21 protein-coding genes are annotated in these 22533 nt (G+C 61.4%); 16 read left to right on the top strand and 5 right to left on the bottom strand.

Annotated elements, in window-relative coordinates; translation table 11 throughout:
* From ACP7D4_RS23980 to bamC, 6 genes are all read left to right on the top strand, one after another.
* Positions 1-624 carry an L-threonylcarbamoyladenylate synthase gene (locus tag ACP7D4_RS23980; RefSeq protein ID WP_426105485.1) on the top strand — a complete coding sequence of 208 codons (624 nt, stop codon included), beginning with the start codon at positions 1-3 and terminating at the stop codon, positions 622-624.
* Between the two features lie 45 nt (positions 625-669).
* Positions 670-1407, top strand: coding sequence for a site-2 protease family protein (locus ACP7D4_RS23975; protein ID WP_426211737.1), 738 nt, complete (start codon positions 670-672; stop codon positions 1405-1407).
* Positions 1408-1460: 53 nt separating this feature from the next.
* The gene (locus ACP7D4_RS23970; protein ID WP_426211736.1) at positions 1461-2663 is read left to right on the top strand and encodes a tryptophan--tRNA ligase; all 1203 of its coding nucleotides are present in this window, start codon (positions 1461-1463) and stop codon (positions 2661-2663) included.
* Positions 2663-3241: a class I SAM-dependent methyltransferase gene (locus tag ACP7D4_RS23965; protein WP_426211735.1), complete on the top strand. Its 579-nt coding sequence runs from the start codon at positions 2663-2665 to the stop codon at positions 3239-3241. Before ACP7D4_RS23970 ends, ACP7D4_RS23965 begins: the two co-directional genes overlap by 1 nt.
* Before the next feature lie 61 nt (positions 3242-3302).
* Entirely contained in the window at positions 3303-4187 is an 885-nt protein-coding gene (gene dapA, locus ACP7D4_RS23960) for a 4-hydroxy-tetrahydrodipicolinate synthase (RefSeq protein WP_426105479.1), read from the top strand.
* A 60-nt stretch (positions 4188-4247) separates the two neighbouring features.
* On the top strand, positions 4248-5399 hold the full coding sequence (gene bamC, locus ACP7D4_RS23955) for an outer membrane protein assembly factor BamC (RefSeq protein WP_426211734.1): 1152 nt from the start codon (positions 4248-4250) through the stop codon (positions 5397-5399).
* A gap of 175 nt (positions 5400-5574) precedes the next feature.
* Here the strand turns inward: bamC and ACP7D4_RS23950 are convergent, their stop codons facing one another.
* The 3 genes from ACP7D4_RS23950 to ACP7D4_RS23940 form a co-directional block, all read right to left on the bottom strand.
* A complete protein-coding gene (locus tag ACP7D4_RS23950) occupies positions 5575-5841 on the bottom strand; it encodes a hypothetical protein (protein WP_426105476.1) in 267 nt (88 codons plus the stop codon).
* A gap of 305 nt (positions 5842-6146) precedes the next feature.
* Complete coding sequence (locus tag ACP7D4_RS23945) at positions 6147-6626, bottom strand: hypothetical protein (protein ID WP_426211732.1); 480 nt, start codon at positions 6624-6626, stop codon at positions 6147-6149.
* Between the two features lie 10 nt (positions 6627-6636).
* The gene (locus ACP7D4_RS23940) at positions 6637-7758 is read right to left on the bottom strand and encodes a JmjC domain-containing protein (RefSeq protein WP_426211731.1); all 1122 of its coding nucleotides are present in this window, start codon (positions 7756-7758) and stop codon (positions 6637-6639) included.
* A gap of 80 nt (positions 7759-7838) precedes the next feature.
* Between ACP7D4_RS23940 and ACP7D4_RS23935 the strand changes: the two genes are divergently transcribed.
* Both ACP7D4_RS23935 and ACP7D4_RS23930 read left to right on the top strand, forming a co-directional pair.
* Positions 7839-8390: an FKBP-type peptidyl-prolyl cis-trans isomerase gene (locus ACP7D4_RS23935; RefSeq protein WP_426105545.1), complete on the top strand. Its 552-nt coding sequence runs from the start codon at positions 7839-7841 to the stop codon at positions 8388-8390.
* Between the two features lie 207 nt (positions 8391-8597).
* Complete coding sequence (locus ACP7D4_RS23930) at positions 8598-11372, top strand: M16 family metallopeptidase (RefSeq protein ID WP_426105472.1); 2775 nt, start codon at positions 8598-8600, stop codon at positions 11370-11372.
* A 284-nt stretch (positions 11373-11656) separates the two neighbouring features.
* Here ACP7D4_RS23930 and ACP7D4_RS23925 read toward each other — a convergent pair whose 3' ends face one another.
* Complete coding sequence (locus ACP7D4_RS23925; RefSeq protein ID WP_426211729.1) at positions 11657-12616, bottom strand: hypothetical protein; 960 nt, start codon at positions 12614-12616, stop codon at positions 11657-11659.
* Entirely contained in the window at positions 12613-15201 is a 2589-nt protein-coding gene (gene mutS, locus ACP7D4_RS23920) for a DNA mismatch repair protein MutS (RefSeq protein ID WP_426211781.1), read from the bottom strand. The genes ACP7D4_RS23925 and mutS overlap by 4 nt, the downstream gene beginning before the upstream one ends.
* A gap of 215 nt (positions 15202-15416) precedes the next feature.
* Between mutS and ACP7D4_RS23915 the strand changes: the two genes are divergently transcribed.
* The 8 genes from ACP7D4_RS23915 (at position 15417) to ACP7D4_RS23880 (ending at position 22464) form a co-directional block, all read left to right on the top strand.
* The gene (locus ACP7D4_RS23915; RefSeq protein WP_426211727.1) at positions 15417-16829 is read left to right on the top strand and encodes a tyrosine-type recombinase/integrase; all 1413 of its coding nucleotides are present in this window, start codon (positions 15417-15419) and stop codon (positions 16827-16829) included.
* 92 nt (positions 16830-16921) lie between these two features.
* A complete protein-coding gene (locus ACP7D4_RS23910; RefSeq protein WP_426211726.1) occupies positions 16922-17524 on the top strand; it encodes a hypothetical protein in 603 nt (200 codons plus the stop codon).
* Complete coding sequence (gene yaaA, locus ACP7D4_RS23905) at positions 17521-18261, top strand: peroxide stress protein YaaA (RefSeq protein ID WP_426211725.1); 741 nt, start codon at positions 17521-17523, stop codon at positions 18259-18261. The genes ACP7D4_RS23910 and yaaA overlap by 4 nt, the downstream gene beginning before the upstream one ends.
* 194 nt (positions 18262-18455) lie before the next feature.
* A complete protein-coding gene (locus tag ACP7D4_RS23900) occupies positions 18456-18968 on the top strand; it encodes a hypothetical protein (RefSeq protein ID WP_426211723.1) in 513 nt (170 codons plus the stop codon).
* A 99-nt stretch (positions 18969-19067) separates the two neighbouring features.
* Positions 19068-20045, top strand: coding sequence for a hypothetical protein (locus ACP7D4_RS23895; RefSeq protein WP_426211722.1), 978 nt, complete (start codon positions 19068-19070; stop codon positions 20043-20045).
* The gene (locus tag ACP7D4_RS23890) at positions 20046-20894 is read left to right on the top strand and encodes a DUF4238 domain-containing protein (protein WP_426211721.1); all 849 of its coding nucleotides are present in this window, start codon (positions 20046-20048) and stop codon (positions 20892-20894) included.
* 403 nt (positions 20895-21297) lie between these two features.
* Positions 21298-22026: a hypothetical protein gene (locus tag ACP7D4_RS23885; protein WP_426211720.1), complete on the top strand. Its 729-nt coding sequence runs from the start codon at positions 21298-21300 to the stop codon at positions 22024-22026.
* A gap of 237 nt (positions 22027-22263) precedes the next feature.
* Positions 22264-22464 carry a hypothetical protein gene (locus tag ACP7D4_RS23880; protein WP_426211718.1) on the top strand — a complete coding sequence of 67 codons (201 nt, stop codon included), beginning with the start codon at positions 22264-22266 and terminating at the stop codon, positions 22462-22464.
* Positions 22465-22533 lie beyond the last annotated feature (69 nt).

Raw genomic sequence — 22533 nt, 5'->3', positions numbered from 1 at the left:
ATGACCCAATTTTTCCAGATCCACCCGGACAACCCGCAAGCGCGCCTGATCAAGCAGGCCGCGCAGATCATCCATGCCGGCGGGATCGTCGCGCTGCCGACCGACTCCTGCTACGCGCTGGTGTGCCACCTGGACGACAAGGCGGCGGTCGAAAAACTGCGCCGCATCCGCGGCATCGATGACCGCCACCACTTGACGCTGCTGTGCCGCGACCTGTCCGAAATCGGCGCCTATGCACGCGTTGACAACAAGCAGTTCCGCTTCCTGAAGGCGGCCACGCCGGGCCCGTTCACGGTGATCCTGGAAGCCACGCGCGAAGTGCCGCGCCGTCTGTCGCATCCGTCGCGCAAGACCATCGGCCTGCGCGTGCCGGAAAACGCCATTGCCCAGGCCTTGCTCGCGGAACTCGGCCAGCCCTTGCTGGGCACCACGCTCATTCTCAGCGGCGAGGCCGAACCCTTGACCGACGCCGACAGCATCCGCGAGCGGCTTGAAAAACTGCTCGACCTGATCATCGACGGCGGCGCCTGTTCGATGCAGCCGACCACGGTGGTCGACCTTACCACCGAGACCCCGTCGCTGGTGCGTCAGGGCCGCGGCGACCCGTCCGTATTCGGACTTTGAAGGCGCGCCGACGGGCCGGCCCACCGGCTCTGCTAAAATCGCTGCATGAATAGTGTATCTGGCCAGTTGTTCTGGCTGATGGCGTACGTGATTCCGGTCGTGTTCGCTATTTCGCTGCACGAAGCAGCGCATGGCTATGTCGCCCGTTTTTTCGGCGACTCCACGGCGGCCGACGAAGGTCGCGTCAGCATCAACCCGCTGCGCCACATCGATCCGCTGGGCACCATCTTGCTGCCGCTGGTGGCGTATTGGCTGATCCAGCTGCCGTTCGGCTACGCAAAACCGGTCCCGGTCGACTTTAACCGGCTCGGCAACCCGCGCCGCGATGCGGCATTCGTGGCCTTTGCCGGCCCGGCCGCGAATGCAGCGATGGGAACGCTCTGGGCGCTGCTGGGCCTGTTTGTCAGCGTACGCCAGCCGCTGCTGTGGGAAATGGCCAGGGCGGGCATCCTGGTGAATGCGGCAATGTTTGTATTCAACATGATTCCCGTCCCGCCGCTGGATGGCGGGGAAATCCTGATGAGCCTGCTACCACGGCGGATCGCGACAAAAATGGAAGCGATCCGCTTGCCGCCGGCCAGGCCCAAGAAAACGATCAGGCTGCTGCGGCGCCTGATGCCGTACTGGTTGCTGCGCCGCACGGTGCGGATGGAAGTGTACGACATGTGTATTTTTGCGATGTTCCTGCTGCTCATGAAGTTCCATGTGCTCGACAGGTTCCTGGCCAGGTCGATTTATTATGTGAGCAATGCATTCAAGGCAGTCGTCATCCCCTTTTCCTGAGCTGGCAGCCAAGCTGACAGCGCCATTCATTTTTATACTCTAGAGTTCATTTCATGTATCCAGATCGTGTCGTTTCCGGTATGCGCCCTACGGGCACCATGCACCTTGGACATTACCATGGCGCACTCAAGAACTGGGTGCGGATGCAGTCCGAGCAGCCTTGCCTGTTCTTCGTGGCCGACTGGCACGCCTTGACCACGCATTACGACGACCCGACCATCATCGAACGCAGCACCTGGGACATGGTCGTCGACTGGCTCGCGGCCGGCATCGACCCGTCGCAGTCGACGCTGTTCATCCAGTCGCGGGTGCCGGAACACGCCGAACTGCACCTGCTGCTGTCGATGTGCACGCCGCTTGGCTGGCTCGAGCGCGTGCCCACCTACAAGGACCAGATCGACAACCTGACGAGCAAGGATCTGGCCACCTACGGCTTCCTGGGCTACCCCTTGTTGCAGGCGGCCGACGTGCTGATCTACCGCGCCAGCCAGGTGCCGGTGGGCGACGACCAGGTGCCGCACATTGAAATGATGCGCGAGATCGCGCGCCGCTTCAACCACATGTACGGCAAGGAAAAGGGCTTTGAAGAAAAAGCGATGGACGCCGTCAAAAAGCTGGGCAGCAAGCGCGCCAAGCTGTACCTGGAACTGCGTACCGAATACCAGCAGGAAGGCAAGGACGATGCGCTCGCACAAGCCAAGGCCATGCTGGACGACGCCCAAAGCTTGTCGATGATCGACCGCGAACGCCTGTTTGGCTACCTGGAAGGCAGCCGCAAGCTGATTTTGGTGGAGCCGCAAGCCAAGCTGACGGTGGCGTCGCGCCTGCCGGGCCTGGATGGCCGCAAGATGTCCAAGAGCTATGGCAACGCGATTGCGCTGCGCGAAGACAAGGATTCCGTCACCAAGAAAGTGCGCACCATGCCGACCGACCCGGCCCGCGTGCGCCGCACCGATCCGGGCGATCCGCGCAAGTGCCCGGTCTGGCAACTGCATGAAGTCTATTCCGACGACGCCACCAGGGACTGGGTCGTCAAGGGTTGCACCTCGGCCGGCATCGGCTGCATCGAATGCAAGCAACCGGTGATTGACGCCATCATCGCCGAGCAGGAACCGATGCACGAACGCGCCCAGCAGTATTTGGACGACCCGTCGCTGGTGCGCGCCATCGTCGCCGACGGCTGCGACGCGGCGCGCAAGCTGGCGCAGGAAACCATGCGCGACGTGCGCGAGGCCATGGGCTTGTCGTACAGCTGATGGCGGACGTGTCGGACTGGGTTCGGCGCTTCGCGCCGCTGGTGGGCCAGGGCGACGTGCTCGACCTGGCCTGCGGCGGCGGACGCCACGCGCGCCACTTCGCCGCGCTCGGGCACGCGGTGCTGGCGCTGGACCGCGATGCGGCGGCGCTGGCGGCTTTGGCAGATGACAAGGTCACCACGCTGCACTTCGACCTGGAAGACGGCGTTTCCCAATGGCCATTTGCGCCGGGGCGCTTTGCCGGCGTTGTCGTCACCAACTACTTGCACCGTCCGCTGTTCGGGCATCTTGCACGCAGCCTGGCGCCGGACGGCGTCTTGATTTACGAAACATTCGCGATCGGAAATGAGGCCTTCGGCAAACCGTCGAATCCCCACTTTTTGCTGGGCGAGGGAGAGCTGCTGGCGCTGGCCGCCTTGCACGGCCTGCGCGTGCTGGCCTTTGAGGACGGCGTCACGGACGCGCCCAAGGCAGCGATGGTGCAGCGGCTATGCGCCGTCGGACCTGATTTTGCCCGCAGCAAGGCGCAGCTGGAGCCCCACGAGGGCGCCGCAAAGCGCGATTCCAGTCAAGAATGAACCTTTTAGGCGGGGTATCCGCTACAATCAGAGTTTCTTTTACCAGCATCGTCACATACATATGATCAAGGGCAGCATAGTAGCAATCGTCACTCCGATGCATGCGGATGGCAGTCTCGACTATCCCGGCTTGCAAAAGCTGATCGACTGGCACGTCGCCGAAGGCACGGACGGGATCGTCATCGTCGGTACCACGGGCGAATCGGCCACCGTCAGCGTCGCCGAACACTGCGAGCTGATTCGTTTTACGGTCGCGCACGCCAAGGGCAGGATTCCCATCATTGCCGGCGCGGGCGGCAATTCGACCGCCGAAGCGATCAAGCTGTCCGAGTCGGCCAAGGAATTTGGCGCCGACGCCGTGCTGAGCGTGGTGCCGTACTACAACCGGCCTACGCAGGAAGGCATGTACCAGCACTTCAAGGCCATTGCCGAAGCGGTGGATTTGCCCATCATCCTGTACAACGTCCCTGGCCGCACGGTCGCTGACATGTCCAACGAGACGGTGGTGCGCCTGTCGGCCATTCCGAACATTGTTGGCATCAAGGACGCGACCGGCAATATCGGGCGCGGCCTGGAACTGCTGAAACTGGTGCCGAAAAGCTTTGCCGTGTATTCCGGCGACGACCCGACCGCCATCGCGCTGATGCTGTGCGGCGGGGCTGGTAATATTTCGGTGACGGCCAATGTGGCACCCAAGGCCATGCACGAGATGTGCGCGGCTGCGATGGGCGGTGAGATCGCCACGGCAGTCGCCCTCAACAACCAGATCATGGGATTGCATGGCAAGCTGTTCGTCGAGCCCAACCCGGTTCCGGTCAAATGGGCGCTGGCCGAAATGGGCATGATGCCGCCGGGCCTGCGCCTGCCGCTGGTGGCGCTGTCGGCCGACTTCCACGACACCGTCCGCGGCGCGCTGCGCGACGCCGGCGTTCTCCCTACGCCCTGACCCGCAAGGGTTGGGATCATTTCAGACACCGGCCGCTGTTGGCCCTTATCCAGCTACGACATGACTATTCGCACCACATTTACTCCGGCCATGGCCACCGTTATTACTTCCGCGCTGCTGGTCACCCTGACCGGCTGCGGCATGATCAGCTCGGTGATGGAACAAGATCACCTCGACTACCGCGGTGCGAAAAAAGCCGCCAAGCTCGACGTGCCGCCTGACCTGACCCAGCTCGAAAAGGACAACCGCTACGCCGTCCCTGAAGGACGCGGCAGCGCATCGGCCTCGACCTACCAGGCCGGCCGCACCGCCGCCGCCGCCGCTGCGCCCGCCGGTCAGGCCGTCGGCCCGATCAACACCGAAGCGATGCGCGTCGAACGCAATGGCAACCAGCGCTGGCTGGCGGTTAACCAGTCGCCCGAGCAGTTGTTCCCGCAGATCAAGCAGTTCTGGATCGACAATGGCTTCACGCTCGCTGCCGAGTCGGCCACCACCGGCACCATGGAAACGGAATGGACGGAAAACCGCGCCAAGATCCCGCAAGACATCGTGCGCCGCACGCTGGGCAAGGTTGTCGATTCGCTGTACGGCTCCGGCGAGCGCGACAAGTACCGCACGCGCCTGGAGCGCACCGCAACCGGCGGCACCGAGGTCTACATCAGCCATCGCGGGGCCGAAGAAGTCTTGACCGGTCCGCACAAGGAAATTCCAACCTGGACCTCGCGCGGCAACGATCCTGACCTGGAAGCGCAATTTCTGAGTAAGCTGGTGGCGCGCCTGTCCGGCGCCGAGGATAACAAGCCGACCGCCGCCTCGAAAGCGGTGGTGGCCAGCGCCGTGGTGGCGCCGCAGCACGCCAAGCTGGTGGGCAGCGCCGTGGAAGTCGATGAAGGTTTCGATCGTGCATGGCGCCGTGTGGGCCTGGCGCTGGACCGCGTCGGCTTTACCGTCGAAGACCGCGACCGCGTGCAGGGCGTGTACTTCGTGCGCTTTGTCGACCCGGACATCGCCGCCAAAGATGGCTTTTTCAAGAAACTGTTCACTTTTGGCGAAGCCGACAAGGCCAAGGAAGCGCAGCGTTACCGCGTCGTCGTCAAGACGGCGGCCGGCGCGAGCGTGAGCCAGGTGACGGTGCAGTCGAACGAAGGCAAGCCGGAAGCAACACCGACCGGCGCGAAGATCCTCAAGCTGCTGGGCGACGAACTGAAGTAATCAAGCGTCGTCCACAGCAAAATGCCGTTCAGCTATGCGCTGAACGGCATTTTTTTTCGTGTTTTTAATAGCGCCCGCCTCAGCGCCGCGCAACGCTCCAGCCCGGCATCGGTATCGACAGACGAAAAAAAGCCGACCCGAAGGTCGGCTTTCTTTTTTCAAACCGTGCTGAAAATTACTTAGCAGCCGATGCAGCAGCCGAAGCTGCGGTCGATGCAGCAGCCGAAGCAGCAACAGCAGCGTCAGCAGCAACAGAAGCGGCCGAAGCAGCAACAGCAGCAGCGGTAGCAGCGTCAGCAGCAGGAGCTGGGGTCTCAACAACTGCTGGTGCAGGTGCGGTCTCAACTACTGGAGCAACTGGAGCAACAACTGGCTCTTCTTTTTTAGCGCAAGCAGCCAGAGCAACGGCCAACAGGGAGACGATCAGCAAAGATTTTTTCATGGGTTTTTCCTTAATTAATTCACTATAAATACAATATTTGATGCGATGAATAATTACCGGTAATTATCGCTCGTTAGGGAGATCTCGTAGACTTTCGTACCTGTTATGAGTGCTTACAGACAACGGAAACTTCCTAACCCGCTATTATAGCGAAAAATGGTGCTTCGCAATAGCACAATAATGCTTTTTTGGAAGCGGTTTGTGAACATGCAAGCAAAAATACCCGATCCGGGCACTTGGAATAGACGTTTTACTAATTTTTTCTGAGTTTGCCAAACTAAATTTGGAAAAAGCACGAAATTTTGCTACAAGCCAGTCGTCGTCGCGTGCAGTCCCGGCAGCGATTCCGCCCAGATGCCGGCGAACCGTTCGGCGCTGATTTCGGTCGCCAACGGCGTGTTGAAAACGGCTTCTCCGCGCATGTGATCGCTATGGAAGCGCCGCACGATATGCTCGCCGTCGCCGATGCAGAACGAATCGGTCAGCGTGCGCAGCGCGCGGCTGGTGACCCGACACTCGACTCTGTGGCTGTAATCTTTTAAAAGGCGCAAGAAGCGCGGGTATTCACGCTCGATGAGGCCGGTTTGGTGCATGGCCATCTGCACGTGGCCGCCGCGGGCGAGGAAATCGCGCAGCGCCGCATCGGTGGCGCTTGTGCCGAGCGGGAAAACCGCAAAGTCCGGGTCGAACAGCGACAGCGTCGCGTTTGACCGCGCAACGCAGGCCAGAAAATGGCCTTCGAACTCGGTGCGGGTGGTGAACCGGTTTTCTGCGGCGTCCGTCATAGCAAACCTTTCAGGGAAGTTCGAGCCAGCCATCCTGGTACCAGGTGTAAAGCGCCTCCATCACATCGTCCGAAGCGCCAGCGACGAGCGGGCCGGGCAGGGTGCGCTCGTTGGCCAGCGCGTCGAGCAAGGTCTTGTCGGCCCGGCCCACGGCAAACGATTCGCCATTGATGAACACGTGCTTGCCGCGATACAGCATCAGGGTCTTGAGCGACAGTACCACGCCTTTTTTGGCCACGCTCTGGACAAAGCGGCCCATCGTCAAGGGCTTGGCAGGCCCGGTGAAAAACACATTATGCTTCGGTTCCGACAAGTGTTCGCCCAGAAAGATCGTCACGTCTTCTTCGGTAAAGCGCACCTTGTTGATTTCCTCGGTAATGGTGGCCAGCATGTGGCGCGGAATTTCCGCGGGATGCTTGGACACTTCCAGTGCCGGGTCGCCGTAGCGCCCCGGCAAGTCGATCGAATCGGCCATGAACTGCAGAAACGCTTCGCCCAGTTCCTGGTACGACGGCGAGCGAAAACCGATCGAATAGGTCATGCACTCGCCAACGGCCACGCCGTCGTGCGCGTAGTGGGGCGGCAGGTACAGCATGTCGCCCGGTTCGAGCAAAAACTCTTCCTGCGGCTTGAAGTTGGCCAGGATCTTGAGCGGCTTGCCTTCGACCAGCGAAAGGTCCTTCTGCGGGCCAATGCGCCAGTGGCGCTTGCCGTGCGCCTGCAGCAGGAACACGTCGTAGGAGTCGAAGTGGGGACCGACGCCGCCGCCATCGGTGGCATAGCTGATCATCAAGTCGTCCAGGCGCGCGTCGGGAATGAAGCGGAACTGGCGCAGCAGCGCGTCGGCGCCCTTGTGGTACAGGTTGGCGCCCTGGACCAGCATCGTCCATTGCTTTTGCGTGGTCGGCGGCAGCGTCTCGAGCGGGCCGTGCTGCATGTCCCAGTCGCCGTCGACGCTGGTGATCAGGCGCGACTCGATATGGTTTTGCTTGGCCATCTCGGCCAGCGCGGCCAGCGTGAGCAGCGGCTTGAAGCCGGGGATGGCCTGGCGAATCAGCAGGGGTTTTTTATGCCAATAGTCGCGCAAGAACTCGGCGGGCGTAATGTTGCCTAACAGGGTAGATTTTTTCATGGCCCATTATAACCAAGTCCCGTATCGGGCCAAGGCGTCGGCAGGTATAATCCGCCAGTACACATTGAAAGGAAAGCATGATGAAGATTGCCAAGAATACGGTCGTAACGGTCAATTACAAATTGTCCGACGCGCAAAACAACCTGATCGAAGACGGCAGTCAGCCGATGGTCTACCTGCATGGCGGCTACGAAAACACGCTGCCCAAGATCGAGGAAGAACTCGACGGCAAGGAAGTGGGCTATTCGTCCGTCATCCAGATCGAGCCTGACGACGCCTTTGGCGACTACGATCCGGCACTGGTCAAGGTCGAGCCGCGCAACCGCCTGCCCGAGCCGCTGGAAGTGGGCATGCAGTTCGAAGGCATGCCCGACGCCGACGCCGACGAAGAAGCGATGATCTTCACCGTGACCGACATCGCCGACGACAAGGTCGTTTTGGATGGCAACCATCCGCTGGCCGGCATGGCGCTGCGCTTTGAATTGTCGGTCGCCGGTGTGCGCGCCGCCACCGACGAAGAAATCACCCACGAGCACGTGCACGGCGCCCATGGCCACCACCATGGCGACGAAGACGACGAAGATGGCGACGGCGACGAGGGCGACGCCTTCCGCAGCCATCCCGTGCATTAACAGCGTCCTTTGCTGTCCGGGCGGCGCCGCGCCTTGTTCTGTGCGGCGGCGCCCGGCAACCCAGCGTATGCATACGTTGTCGGGTTGTCAAAATTTATCTTTTCCAACGTCAAATAAACGCATTAGAATGTCACGCGCGCCTCGCGCCTGGTATCGCTGCGCGGCGCATCCTTTGTGCATAGCGCACGCCATTCCAGGAGAACTTGTATGACCACGTTTGTTCCCCGCACGTTTCGCCGCACGCTGCTGGCGGCGTCGCTTGCTCTGATGTCGACCGGCACGCTGAATGCGGCCCCCGCCCCCGGCAAGGTCGACATCGCCATTCCCGATATCGCCTACAAGAAGTTCGTGCTCAAGAACGGGCTCACGCTGCTGGTCCATGAAGACCACAAGGCGCCCGTGGTGGCGGTGAACACCTGGTTTCACGTCGGCTCCAAGAATGAAAAGCTGGGCAAGACCGGCTTTGCCCACTTGTTTGAACACTTGATGTTCAGTGGCAGCGAAAACTTCAACCAAACCTACATCACCGCCATGGAAGGCATCGGCGCGACCGACCTGAACGGCACGACCAACTCCGACCGCACCAATTATTTCGAGAACGTGCCGACCTCGATGCTCGACTATGCGCTGTTCGCCGAGAGCGACCGCATGAGCCATCTGCTCGGTTCGGTCGACCAGAAAAAGCTCGACCTGCAACGCGGCGTGGTCCAAAACGAAAAGCGCCTGGGCGAAAACCAGCCCTACGGCGTCGCCTGGCAACTGCTCACTGAAAACACCTACCCGGTCGGCCACCCGTATTCCTGGACCGTGATCGGTTCCATGAAGGACCTGGATGCGGCGTCCATGCCGGACGTGCAGGAATGGTTCAAGACCAACTACGGCCCCAATAACACCACCATCGTGCTGGCCGGCGACATCACGCCGGAAGCGGCGCTGGCGAAAGTGGAGAAGTACTACGGCGACATTCCCGCCGGCCCGCCGCTGGCCCGCCATGAAGCCTGGATTGCCAAGCGCACCGGCACCCACCGCAGCACGGTCCAGGACCGCGTGCCGGCCAGCCGCGTCTACCGCGTCTGGAACGTGCCGGGCGGGCACACCGCCACCGAACCGCTGCTCGACCTGGCCGCGCGCGTACTGGGCGGGGGCAAGACCAGCCGCTTCTACAAGCGCCTGGTCTACAAGGACCAGCTCGCCACGTCGGCGCAGGCGGAAAACGATTCGTCCGAAATCGGCGGCCAGTTTTCCTTTACCTTGACCGCGCGTCCGGGCGCCGATGTGCGCAAGATGGAGCTGGGCGCCGATGAAGAATTGCGCAACCTGATGAAAGGCGGCCCCACCGCTGCCGAACTCGAGCTGGCCAAGACGGCCATCCTGGCGCAATTTACCCGCATCGTCGAGCGCGTCGGTGGCTTTGGCGGCAAGAGCGACTTGCTCGCCTCATGCCAGACCTACACGGGCAACCCCGACTGCTACAAGGATTACCTGAAGGGCATCAAGGCGGCCACGCCGGCGCAAGTGAAGCAGGCGATGAACGAGTGGCTCAGCGACGGCGACTTCGTGCTCGATGTGCAGCCTTTCCCGACCGAACTGTCGACTACTGCCAAGTTTGATCGCAGCCAAGTTCCCGCGCTCGGCAAGCCGGAAACGCTGAACCTGCCGCCGATGCAGCGGGCCACGCTGTCGAACGGCTTGAAGGTGGTGCTGGCCGAGCGCCACAGCGCGCCGGTGGTGAATTTTTCGATGATGGTCGACAGCGGCTTTGCATCCGATTCCGCCGCGCTGCCGGGCGTTGCCGGTCTGGCGCTGCGCATGCTTGAAGAGGGCACGCAAAAGCGCAGTTCGCCGGTGATCAGCGAACAGTTCGAAGCGCTGGCAGCGAACTACAGCGCGAGCACCAACCTGGACGGCGCCTTTGTGCAGATGAACGTGCTCAAGGCAACCATGCCCAAGGCGCTGGACGTGTACGCCGACATTGTGATGAACCCGGCGTTTTCGCAGATTGAACTAGACCGCCTGAAGAAAGACCGGCTGGCCGCCATCGCGCGCGAGAAAAGCAATCCAAGCATGATGGCGCTGCGCGTCATTCCGGAAATCGTCTATGGCAAGGGCCACGCCTATGCGCTGCCGTTCAGCGGTACCGGCACCGAAGCGGCGGTATCGCGCATGACGCGCGAGGACCTGGTCAAGTACCACCAGGCCTGGTTCAAGCCGAACAACGCCACCTTGCTGGTGGTGGGCGACACGACGCTCGCTGACATCACGCCGCTGCTGGAAAAGGCGTTCGGCGCCTGGAAGGCGGGCGAGGTACCGAAGAAGAACGTGGTCGAAGTCAAGCTGCCTGAAAAGCGTAGCGTGTACCTGATGGACCGTCCGGGCGCGCAGCAAAGCGTGATCTATGCGGTGCAGCTCGCTGCCCCGCGCAATTCGCCCGATGCGGTGCCACTGGAACTGGTCAACGACGTCTTCGGCGGCACGTTCAGCTCGCGCATTAACATGAACCTGCGCGAAGACAAGCACTGGTCGTACGGCGTGAACGCCGGCCTGCATCCGGCCGTGGGCCAGCGCCTGTTCATGAGCGTGTCGCCGGTGCAAACCGACAAGACGCGTGAATCGCTGCAGGAACTGGTGCGCGAGTATGGCGACATCGCCGGCGGCAGGCCGATCACCGCGGCCGAGCTGGCCAGTGCGCAAAGCAACGAGACGCTCGGCTTGCCGGGTTCGTTCGAAACTGCCGGACAGTTGGGCCGCGCGTACGAAACCATTTTGCAGTACAAGCTGCCGGAGAACTACTACAACACCTTTACCCAGACCGTGATGGCGATGACGCCGGCGCAAGCCAACGCCATGGCCGCGCGCTCGATCACGCCCAACAAGCTGGCGTGGGTGGTGGTGGGCGACATGAGCAAGGTTGAAGCTGGCATTCGCGAGCTCAAGCTCGGGGACGTGGTCAAGATCGACGCTGACGGCAAGCCGGTGCAGTAAATTAAATAGAAGCGCAGCACGGGTACCCGCTTGCGGGTGGGTGCCCGTGGTGTTGGTTTTATCGCTGCGGTGGAAGCTTGCCTGCAAAGGGAAACGCTTTTCCACTACATCGTCCTCGCGCACAAGGCTGTTGCACAAGGTCGGTGGGAGAATACTTTGCACTGCCAAGGACCGTAGGGCGGAAAAGGGCTAGCCCGCATTCCGCCATGCGTCTCGACGGCGCTCGTCGGAAAAGGGGGGGGCACCCAGGCGCCTCCGGCGCCATCACTTTTGCGACAGCCCCGTTAGCGCTCGTCGATCCTGAACATATGCTCGGCCCCCGGCGTGACGTCCACCTGCATCACGCGCGAGCCCACACTGACATGCCCCACGTTCTCGCGCCACGCAATGGCCGGCTCGACCCCATTCGACACCGGCGCCGTATCGATCAACAGCACCTTGCCCTCAAACTTCTTGGCCAGCGCGACAATCTGGCGCCGCGCCGCTGCATACCCATCCTGGGGCGTCTGGTTGCTGCGGCCAAGGCGCGCCAGCAGTCCCGGCTCTTCCTTCAAAATATTCACGTTCCCTTCCGAGAACAGCACCACGCCGGTCAGCTGCTTGTGCTTGGCCTGCGCGAACAGGCGCGTGAGCCAGAAACGGTCCGCCACGGTCCGGTCTTCATACTCGCTGTTGCGCCCGGCCTCGGAACGATAGTTGTTGTTATTCGACGGCAGATTGACGGTTGCATACAGCACGTCGCCCATGATCCAGTACGCGTTTTCGGCGTAGCTGCGAAACTTGGCGTTGGCCGACTGGCGCGCGAGCATCAGCGCCCTGGTGCCAAGCGCGTCCGGTTCCTCGTAGAGCAGCTCGCGCAGGCGGTTCAGGCGCTCGATGCTGACCAGGCGCCCGGCCGCGTTCTTGCAGTAGCTCCAGTCGCTGGCCGCGGGAACCACGATCACGGGCCGCTTGACGCTATCGAGCATGTCGCGCCGGTGCATGTACAACTCGTCGGTGCACGGTTCCGCGACGCCCTTGACGCCGGTGGCGACCACGAACGCAAGCGGCGCCTTGCGGATGTTGGCGAGCGCCTTTTCAAGCTGCGCTTCCGATGCGCCGCCGGCAAAGGTGTGCCCGATCACGCCGAAGTGGTGCGCGCGGGTTGGGATTGACGCCGGCGCCGGCGTTTGCCTGCTGGCGTGCGCGCCGCCGGCACAGAAAAGCGCCGCCAGCAGCAGCGCGGAGCAGGGCCGCAGCTTCATTCGGACGCCATTCGCTTGAGCTGGTATAGCTGGTCAAGCGCTTCACGCGGGCTCAAGGCGTCCGGATCGATGCCGGCCAGCGCCTCGAGCAGCGCGCTGTTGGCCGCGTGCGGCGGCGAAACATCCTCCTCCGGTTCCACGCACGGCAGCGCGAACAGGTCGCGCTGCGGCGTGGTTTCAAGCGCCTGCGATTCGAGCCGCGCCAGGTGCTTGCGGGCCGCCTTGATCACCCCTTGCGGCACTCCGGCCAGCTGGGCCACCTGCAGACCGTAGCTTTGCGACGCAGGTCCGGCCTGCACCGCGTGCAGGAACACGATGCTGTCTTTGTGTTCGACCGCCGACAGGTGCACGTTGGCCGCGCTCGGATGGCTTTCGGGTAGCTGGGTCAATTCAAAATAGTGAGTCGCGAACAGTGTGAAGCTGCGGCTGGTGTCGATCAGGTGGCGCGCGATTGCCCATGCCAGCGCCAGGCCGTCGAAGGTCGAGGTGCCGCGCCCCACTTCATCCATCAGTACCAGCGAATGCTCGGTGGCGCCGTTCAGGATCGCCGCCGATTCGGTCATTTCGACCATGAAGGTGGAGCGCCCGCCGGCCAGGTCGTCGGTGGCGCCGATGCGGGTGAAGATACGGTCGATCGGCCCGATCACGGCGCTTTTGGCCGGCACGTAACTGCCCACGTAGGCCAGCAGCGTAATCAGCGCCACCTGGCGCATGAAGGTCGATTTACCGCCCATGTTCGGGCCGGTAATCAACAGCAGGCGGCGCTCGTCGCGGAACTGGCAGTCGTTGGCGATGAAGCGCTCGATCTGGTTTTCGACCACGGGATGGCGGCCTTCGCAGATATCCAGGCAAGGCTCGCCCACCAGCTGCGGCGCATTCCAGTTGTGCTGCAGCGCGTGGTGCGTGAGCGCGGTGAGCGTGTCGAGCTGCGCCAAGCCTTGCGAGATGGTCTGCAGGCAGGCGATGTGGGGCGCCAGGTCGGCCAGCAGCACGTCGTAGAGCTGCTTTTCGCGCACCAGCGCCTTGTCTTGCGCCGACAGGGCTTTGTCCTCGAACACCTTCAGTTCCGGCGTGATGTAGCGCTCCGCGTTTTTCAGGGTCTGACGCCGGCGGTAGTCGTCGGGCACCTTGTCGGTCTGGCCGTGCGTGACTTCAATATAAAAGCCGTGCACCTTGTTGTATTCGACGCGCAGGTTGGCAATGCCGGTGCGGGCGCGCTCGCGGATTTCCAGGTCGAGCAGGAACTGGCCCGCGTTCTCGGACAGGCCGCGCAGTTCGTCCAGTTCGGCGTCAAAGCCGCGCGCGAACACGCCGCCGTCGCGCACCATGGCGGCAGGTTCCTGCGCCACCGCGCGCACCAGCAGGTCAAGGCATGGCCCGGGCGTGGCGATGGCGTCGTAAATGGATGCCAGCAGCGAAGGCTCGCCCGCGATGAAGCTGCGCTGCACGCAGTTGCGCAGCGCGGGCAACTGCTGCAAGCCGTCGCGCAGGCTGGCCAGGTCGCGCGGGCGCGCCGACAGCAGGGCGATGCGGGTGGTGATGCGTTCGATGTCTGGCACTTGCGAGAGCGTGGCCGCCAGCGCGCCGGCCGCGTCGCTCTGGGCCAGCGAAGCGATGGCAGCATGGCGCGACCGCGCCACGCCCTGGTCGCGCCGCGCATGGTGCAGCCAGTGGCGCAGCAGGCGCGAACCCATCGCCGTGCGGCAGTGGTCGAGCAAGGAGAACAGTGTGGGCGACTCCTGGCCGCGGATGGTTTCGGTCAGTTCCAGGTTGCGCCGGGTGGCGGCGTCCAGGCCGATGAATTCGTTTTCGGTTTCGGTGGTAAGCGAGAGCACGTGCTGCAGGCCCCGGCCCTGGGTTGACTGGGCGTAGCGCAGCAGCGCGCCGGCCGCGCCAAAGGCCGCGCCCAGGCCGTCGGCGCCAAAGCCGGTGAGGGTGGCAACGCCAAGCTGGTCGAGCAGGGCCTTGTGGCCGCCCACGACGTCGAAGTGCCAGTCCGGCACGCGCTGGGTGTGGACCGCAGCGTCGTCTTCGAACAGGTCGGCGCCGTCAGCGCGCAGGATTTCGGCCGGGGCAATGCGTTCGAGTTCCTGCTGCAGGCGCAGGCCGACGGTGCGGCTGTCGCCCGAAAACTCCATCAGTTTCAGGCCGCCGCTGGCCAGCGACAACCAGGCCAGACCGGCAGTGGCAACCTTGCGCTGGCTGATGATGCACACGGCCAGCAAGGGGCGTTCGGCTTTTTCTGGCAGCAGGTCGGCGTCGGTCAGGGTGCCGGGGGTGACCACGCGCAGGACCTTGCGCTCGACCGGGCCCTTGCTGGTGGCCGGGTCGCCGATCTGCTCGCAGATGGCGCACGACTCGCCCAGCTTGACCAGCTTGGCCAAATATGGGTCGAGCGAGTGGAAGGGGATGCCGCACATCTTGATCGGATTGCCGTTCGAGGCGCCGCGCGCGGTGAGCGTGATGCCCAGGATGCGCGCCGCTTTTTCGGCGTCCTCGTGGAACAGCTCGTAAAAGTCGCCCATGCGGTAGAACACCAGCATGGTTGGGTAATCGGCCTTGATGCGCAGGTATTGCTGCATCATCGGCGTGACCTTGCCGCCCGCCTCCTGTGGCAAACCAATTTGTATATTTTTCAATGACTTACCAACTTCCAAGCGGCCTCCAGCGATCCTAAGCGTCCCGTTTCGCTCCCTTTCAGGTGCCTCTGGCTTTAGCCGCCGGCTAGCCGCGCTGGTTAAAAAGGGAGCATACTGGCTCTTCCCGGCTAAAACCACGAAAGCGCGCCATGAAGGTCCCCTTGAACCAGGACGTCGTCCTGAAAATGAGCTTGTCGAGGAGGCCCGAGTTGAAGGCGTCCGCGAGCGGGAAAACCTCTATTGTATATGGCCCCTTTGATGGGGGCGAATACATCACCTACGATTCCAGCCAGAATTCTCCACGTGGCTTCGGCGTCAGGGTCGGCAAGACCGGCAAGTCCTACATCGTGCAGCGCGCCATCAATGGCAAGGTGACCAAATGGGTCGTCGGCAAGGTCGGCGACCTCACCATCGACGAGGCGCGCGACAAGGCCCGCGAGGGCATCCAGATCTCCATCAAGCACGGCGTCACGCCCACCAAGGTCGAGCGCGAGCGCGCCGCCAACGAGCTGACCTTGGGCGATTGCTTCGACGATTACAAAAGCTATCTGGTCAAGCGCAATCCCCCGGCCAAGGAGAATTCGCTGCTGTCGATGGCGAAGGGGCGTTCGAAGTTCAAGGACTGGGACGACCGCAAAGTGACCTCCCTCTCGTCGAAGATGATCGTCGACCGCTTCGACGCTTTGGTGCCGGCCGGGCGGACCGCCGCCGAAGCCGCGTGCCGATGGGCCAACGCAGCGGTCAACCGCGCCATCAAGGTCGAGGCGGAGCAGGCCAAGAGCCAGCGCCGCGACCCGACGCTCGAATACAATCCGTTCATCACGCTCAAGACCCAGGAGATGTATCGCACTCGCGCGCAGCTCGCGCAGGACTACAAGCGCAAGGGCATCCGCAATCCCATGGACCCCATGGACAACCTTGGCAAGTGGGTCCAAGCGGTGTGGAACAAGAAGGCCGCCAACCCCACCGGCGCCGACTTTTTGCTCCTGACGCTGCTTTGGGGGATGCGCAAGACCGAGGCGAGCCAGGTCAAGTGGCGCCATCGCATCGACGCGGCGGAAGCCGCTCACAGCTCCTGGGTCGACCTGGACAAGAGGAAGGTTTATCTTTTCGACCCCAAGAATCGCTCGGACCATGAGCTGCCTATCGCGCCGTGCGCCTTGGAGCTTCTGCGCCGGCGCGATGAGGAAGGGCCCGGACGCGTGTCAAAGTGGGTGTTCCCGGCGCGCTCGTCTCGCAGCGCCACAGGCCATTACTCGGACTGCAATTCCTTGCTCAAATATGTGCGCGAAGAGGCGGGCATCGACGTGCTGCGGCCGCACGACTTGCGGCGCACGTTCGGCCGCATCGCGGAAGACTTGGGATTCCCCTATTCGACCATCCAACGCCTGCTCAACCACGTGCGGATGGCCGACTCCACGGTCAGCTACTCGGAGCAGTCGTGGCCTCGCCTAGCTGAGCGCATGGAACGCTTGGAGGAGGCGATCCTCGGAACCTACCCCGTCGCGCTGGCGGCGCTGCGGCCCGTCGCCAGCGCCGAGCCGTCCACGAATAGGGCCAATCTAGCCCCGTGAATATCTGGTCAGGAGTTGCGCTCCATTTGGATATAATGGCATGACTAAGGCCGGGGCCGATCGCGACGCCGGCGACATCAAAAGGGCGTAGCTTGGACACTCTGGACGAACGACTGCGGATGGCTCGATCTCGAAACGAACTTTCGGCCTTGGAGGATGAAACGGCGGTCGAGGAGGACCTCGCGGCCCTCTATCTTTGCATGTCGGCGAAGAAGCTCGGCGAGCTCCGCGCCAAAGATGGCGGCCCGGTTTTCATTAAGCCGACCGAGGCGAATTCGATTGGGCGAAACCAGCCCGTCTCCTATGCCATGGGGGAGCTTCGAAAATGGCGGGCATCCATGTCTGCGGCCAGCAATCTTGAAGTGGCGAAGCGCCAGGGCCTGCTTGGCTGGGTCAGCGCCGTGGAGCCGTTTTGGATGGATCTCAGCGGTTCGGTGATCGGCCCCGCCATTGACCAAACTGAGGAGAGGTGGCCCGAGCTGTTCTCGCAAGCGATCGAAGGGATCGTGCGCGTCGCATGGCTGTCGCCACGCGACGCCCTGCGCGAACGTTGGAACGCTACGGAGCCACACCTGAGCATGGCCAACGAATTCCTTCTAGTCTTGGATGGCGAGAAATTCGCGGCCCTTGCTGCGGTCGAGGCTACTGAGCTTGCCCTCGTGCTCATGGAACAGCCTTCCGCGGCGGCTCCATGATCGACAGGTTTGATTCGCGCTGCCTCCTGATCATTCCGTGCTGCGCGGCCAAGAAGGCGTCAGGCATTCCGCTCCCTAGCGCGCCCGATCCCTTGATGGCGTGCGTATCCGAAGATGTCTACGCTTCGGTCCTGAACGCGCGCGCCCGCGTCTTAGCTTCTACCCGGGCCGACTCTCGGTTCATGCGCGAGAAGTATGGGAAAAATGGCTTGATCCGTGATGGCTCCGACTTGGGTGGAGATCGCACGGATGGACAGTATTTCACGGCTCTGGATCGATACGATGGGAAGCTTTACCGCGTCCCAGGGTTCAAACAAACAGTTTCGGGGTTGGCCTCGAATGCGTCCGGCGCCAAGATCGTCATACTCTCCGCGCTATATGGTCCGCTGCATCCCAGCAGCCCCATACAGGACTACAACTTGATGATGTCGGACGCTCCTGCCAGAATCTGGAACGAGGCCTTCGGGCCCTTTCTCGAAGACTACGTTCGGCAGAACGACATCGCCCGCATTTTTCTTTACCTCGGAACGTCTACCGCCTACTTCAAGGTCGCGCGGAAGGCTATCGCTGGCCTGCTCAAGGCTGGAAGGCTTGCGCAAGCGGTCCAATACCATGTCGTGGATGGCAGCACGCCCACTACGCCGTTGCAGCATGGGCTCCGCCTGTTGGATGATCTGGATGGGCGGATCGACGATGCCGGCCGACGTTCTAAGGGGATCATGGAGACATCGCTTTGAGTGCGCGCCGCGATGAGGACATCGATCGCTTCTACTAGACGTTTCGCCTGCTCGCTTCGGGTGTCGGGCAACTTCAGCCGCTGAGAAACCTGTCCGCGAATAAGAGCCTGCCTAACCGCGGCGTTTATTTCTTCTGCGAAGAAGGCGAGCGAAGGCATGCCGAACCTCGTGTTGTGAGGGTGGGGACCCATGGCGTGAGCGCCGGCTCAAAGTCCACCCTGCGCGCGCGTCTGGGCGCACACCGGGGAAGTTCAACGGGCTCCGGAAATCATCGCGGCTCCATCTTCCGTCTGCATGTTGGTCGCGCGCTTCTCGCCAAAGAGTCCCGACATATTCCCACGTGGGGCGTCGGTTCCGTCGCCCCGGTCGAACTGAGATCGAATCCCGCCCTAATGGCTGAGGAGGCTCTTTGGGAAAAGCGCGTGTCGGCGATCATCGGTTCGCTGCCTGTTTGTTGGGTGGCGGCCGAGGACGAAGCAAGCGCGGCGAGCATGCGAGCCTTCATCGTGCGCAACGCGATCGCTCTCTTGTCGAATCGAGGGGCTTCATCGAATCCGCCGAGCTCAGCTTGGCTTGGCCTGCAAAGCCCGAGGTCGGAGATTGCATCGAGCGGTCTCTGGAACTTGAAGCACATCGATGAGCAATATGATGCCAAGTTTCTAGATGTCTTCGAACAAGCGGTGGTAGACACCCTTGCGCGCGGTTGACTCATGGCCAACAATCCCAACGCTGTTTGTGGTGAGCATGGCTGCATCCAGAGGCAAGGTCAGCGTCGCCTAAATGCATAGCCTAAGAAAGGATGAGAAGTGAGTAACGAAGATTTTGAAGAGGACAAGGCCAAAGAGCCGCCGAGGAAGGGATTCTTCCCGAAATTTATGGGGCCATATGAGCCGGACGATGCGTCCTTCATCGCAGCCGAGCCCGAAGAACAGAAAGAAATGATGCGCCGCTGGTTTTTGGCCCGCTACTGCGACCCTGCCGAAGATCTGCCATACAACGGCCGCGAGGGCGGCTTCATCTATGTCAACGGCGGGCCGCATGACCCGGAGGACGTTTTACCCGAGCGATTTTCTGAGACCGCCGACAAGGACATACTGGAAGAGCTCATCGCGGATCTCCATTCCGAGGTCGGTCAAGACTGGAGTCCGCGCAGCTTCGATGACTACTACGAGGAGGACGAATACGACGAGCGATTCGACATAGAGCTGATCACTCGCGACCAACCCATCGACTCCTTGACCCGCCGGCTCGCGCAGGCAAACAGTTTGCTCGATCTACAAGGCGGGGTGGACGCGATGGCCTTGGCTCAGCTGCTGGCATATTCCTCGTTGATCACCGCGCTGGAATCGTTTCTTTGGGAGACCATCGTCTACTGGGTAGAACACGACGAAGCAGCGCTGCGGAACATGGTGACTCGGCTTCCGGCCCTCAAAGATGAGCCCATGACGCTAGGCAGCATCTTCGATCAATACGACGGGCTCAAAGGGCGAGTGAAGGGCTATCTCCAAAATCTGGTGTGGCACCGCTGGGACAAAGTGGCGCAGCTGTTCACGCATGGATTGGATGTGAAGCTGCCCAGCGTCCGACCGTTCGAAGCGGCCCTGCTCAAGAGGCACGATATCGTTCACCGCAGCGGGCACGACAAGGACGGCAATTCAATAGCGGTGCTGGCCGCAGATGTCGCGACATTGAGCGCGGCCATTCAGGAGTTTGCGGACGAGGTGAATCGTAGGTTGGCGCCACGGCCGACGCCGCCAGATGGGCAAGCGGAAGCCTCGGCGTAGATGGCGGATAATAAAAAGCACCACTTCGTCCCGAAATTCTATTTGAAGATGTTCTCGGCGGACGGACGCAGCATCAACCCTTTCAACGTCAAGGCCAAGCGGACGATCGCCTGTGCGCAATTGAAAAATCAGTGCTATCGCGACTATTTTTATGGCAAGGACGGCATCCATGAGAAGGCGCTAGGGCAAATTGAAGGCGCCGCAGCTGAGGCTCTTCGAAGGCTGGTTCGCGCGGAATCTGCCCCGCCACTGAACGACTTCGATTTCTCGACGATCCTCATCTATCTGATGGTTCAGCGCTTTCGAACAGGCTATCAAGTAGACGCCCTCAACGAGATGGTCGACGCATTGGCGAAACGCGCGTTGGAGCATCAGTTCGGAGAAGGAGAGTTGGGGAGAATGACGATTACTCTGAGTGGGTTGAGCAATGTAGCTGTCAAGCACGCGATGACTGCGTATGTGCTTATTCATGACCTTCAATGGCTAATCATCAAAGCGCCGGCCGGCAGTGAGTTTTTGACGAGCGACACGCCTGTGGTCTTGGCCAATCCGTTCTTCCCCCCGAGGGCCGGCGCGGCGAGGATCGGGATCGCCCACAAAGGATTGCAGCTGTTTTTCCCGGTCACGCCAGGCCTTGCCATCGCGCTATTCGACAAAGATGTTTACAGAACCAACGGCCCAATGGTGAACGCGGGGCTTGTGGTGGCCTTGCCCGCCGACGTTCAGCAGATGAACATATTGCATGCTGCCAGCAGCTACGAGAACATTTATTTTATTTCCGAGCGCGCGGCTGTCGATGCCGTCGCCAAGGCTGCCGAGAGGCACCGGCCAAAAAGGAAAAATACTTAAAAGGTCTTCAAGAAAGATGAATCGGCCCTAGAGACGCGAGAGATCATCTTCACCAGCCAAGAGTCGGCCAGCTTCGATATGACTTTGTCGTTTCTGCGGGAGAAAAAAGTGGCCCAGCGGTGGAGAGATGATTTCCAAAAGCTCAAACAATGGCCGGCAGTCGTGGCGAGGGATCAGGAGCTTATTGACGCTGTCCGGAACTATGAAGACAGGGAATCACGCGGGGAGGCGCTGCCTCCGCTCTTGGAATTCCTGCAAGGGAAGCGCGTCTCAGCTGGGCCGATTGCCTGAGATTTGCCTTTTGCTCAGGGCATCATTCCGGGTGTTGGACGGACGAGTAGAATGGGCGGACATTATCGAATATCGTTCCCGGGGGCAGTTTGACGAATGGAGAAATGACGGAATGCCGACTTTAGCAAATTCATACGGCCCAAAGCCAAAAGGCTGGGACGAATTCGAAGAGATCGTGTGTTCCGCAGCGAAGATCAGATTTGGGAGTTCGGATTTCACCCGCCATGGCCGCCAGGGGCAAAGCCAGGACGGAGTGGATGTATTTGGGGACGATCAAAACGGCAAGCTCGTCGGGATCCAATGCAAAAACACCATAACGGGCGTCACCGAAAAGACGATGCTTGAAGAGGTGAAGAAGGCCGAGGCTTTCAAGCCCACCTTGTCCAAGCTGTATGTGGCCACGACTGCCGAGGCGGATACTAAGCTTCAACAAATTGTTCGGGAATGGTCCGAGGCGCGCAAGGCAGCCGGGCTCTTCCCGGTGCTGATCCTGTTTTGGGGCGACATTTGGGGGGACCTCACCAAGGACAAAACTTACCTCGCCCAGCACTACCCGGAGTGGAAAGTTGCGCCTCCTAGGCAGTCTGTTGGGCCGACACACGATCAGCGCCTGTTCGCAAGGTTCATGGCGGCGCTGCCGTTCGAGCCGGTTATTCGATTGCTGAAGGAGCATGATTTCAATGGTTCCTTTTTTCGTGAGGCATTTAACCCGCTTGTCGCCTTTGCCGACAGCTGGGATAAGCCAGAGAACGAGTTCAGCGACCCAGAGCTTCAAACCCTGATGAAAGTCTTCTTTGGGGAAGCGTGTGCAATCGCGAGCGAAATCGCGCTCCGGACGTAGGTGGTTGGCAATGGAGCGATGGCATCGGTCTACTCCGACAGCCTCCGTGCGGCTGGCCCTAGTCCGCAGCACGTTCGCGAAGACGCGCGCATATTGAATCAGAAGGCCAGCGAATTTGTTCCGGTTTACAACGACTTTGTGAAGCATTGCCAACTGAAGTTGGATGCTTGATGCCCCGAACAGCGCGGGGCTATCAATCCTGCGCAACACGATATTTTTTTGAACTCGGAGACTCTTGTGGCAATTCCCAACGGTGAAAAGACGCCCAATCAAAAGCTTGCCGTTTTGATTGATGCTGACAACGCGCAATCGTCGATCATCCAAGAGCTTCTCGCGGAAGTGTCCAGGCACGGCGTTGCCAGCGTGAAGCGGGCCTATGGGGATTGGACTGTTAGCGGCGGTGTAAATCCGCCTAAATCTGGCTTTGGAAGCGCGTGATTTCTCAACCGCAATGGCGCAGCGACCGCTCAGAACGGTTCGTCAGCGTCGGCGGCATCTATGTCCCGG

The sequence above is a fragment of the Massilia sp. TWP1-3-3 genome, assembly GCF_049897805.1.
Taxonomy (GTDB): domain Bacteria; phylum Pseudomonadota; class Gammaproteobacteria; order Burkholderiales; family Burkholderiaceae_D; genus Telluria_A.
Note: the sequence above shows the minus strand (reverse complement) of the source record. Positions and strands in the feature narration are given on the sequence as shown.

Excerpts from the sequence above, each read along its gene's own strand:
- ACP7D4_RS23980 (WP_426105485.1), top strand. The coding sequence starts at position 1 with ATGACCCAATTTTTCCAGATCCACCCGGACAACCCGCAAGCGCGCCTG.
- ACP7D4_RS23885 (WP_426211720.1), top strand. The coding sequence starts at position 21,298 with ATGCCGACTTTAGCAAATTCATACGGCCCAAAGCCAAAAGGCTGGGAC.
- ACP7D4_RS23925 (WP_426211729.1), bottom strand. The coding sequence starts at position 12,616 with ATGAAGCTGCGGCCCTGCTCCGCGCTGCTGCTGGCGGCGCTTTTCTGT.
- ACP7D4_RS23975 (WP_426211737.1), top strand. The coding sequence starts at position 670 with ATGAATAGTGTATCTGGCCAGTTGTTCTGGCTGATGGCGTACGTGATT.
- ACP7D4_RS23965 (WP_426211735.1), top strand. The coding sequence starts at position 2,663 with ATGGCGGACGTGTCGGACTGGGTTCGGCGCTTCGCGCCGCTGGTGGGC.
- ACP7D4_RS23940 (WP_426211731.1), bottom strand. The coding sequence starts at position 7,758 with ATGAAAAAATCTACCCTGTTAGGCAACATTACGCCCGCCGAGTTCTTG.
- ACP7D4_RS23935 (WP_426105545.1), top strand. The coding sequence starts at position 7,839 with ATGAAGATTGCCAAGAATACGGTCGTAACGGTCAATTACAAATTGTCC.
- ACP7D4_RS23945 (WP_426211732.1), bottom strand. The coding sequence starts at position 6,626 with ATGACGGACGCCGCAGAAAACCGGTTCACCACCCGCACCGAGTTCGAA.
- mutS (WP_426211781.1), bottom strand. The coding sequence starts at position 15,201 with ATGATGCAGCAATACCTGCGCATCAAGGCCGATTACCCAACCATGCTG.
- yaaA (WP_426211725.1), top strand. The coding sequence starts at position 17,521 with ATGATCGACAGGTTTGATTCGCGCTGCCTCCTGATCATTCCGTGCTGC.
- ACP7D4_RS23890 (WP_426211721.1), top strand. The coding sequence starts at position 20,046 with ATGGCGGATAATAAAAAGCACCACTTCGTCCCGAAATTCTATTTGAAG.
- ACP7D4_RS23930 (WP_426105472.1), top strand. The coding sequence starts at position 8,598 with ATGACCACGTTTGTTCCCCGCACGTTTCGCCGCACGCTGCTGGCGGCG.
- bamC (WP_426211734.1), top strand. The coding sequence starts at position 4,248 with ATGACTATTCGCACCACATTTACTCCGGCCATGGCCACCGTTATTACT.
- ACP7D4_RS23970 (WP_426211736.1), top strand. The coding sequence starts at position 1,461 with ATGTATCCAGATCGTGTCGTTTCCGGTATGCGCCCTACGGGCACCATG.
- dapA (WP_426105479.1), top strand. The coding sequence starts at position 3,303 with ATGATCAAGGGCAGCATAGTAGCAATCGTCACTCCGATGCATGCGGAT.
- ACP7D4_RS23950 (WP_426105476.1), bottom strand. The coding sequence starts at position 5,841 with ATGAAAAAATCTTTGCTGATCGTCTCCCTGTTGGCCGTTGCTCTGGCT.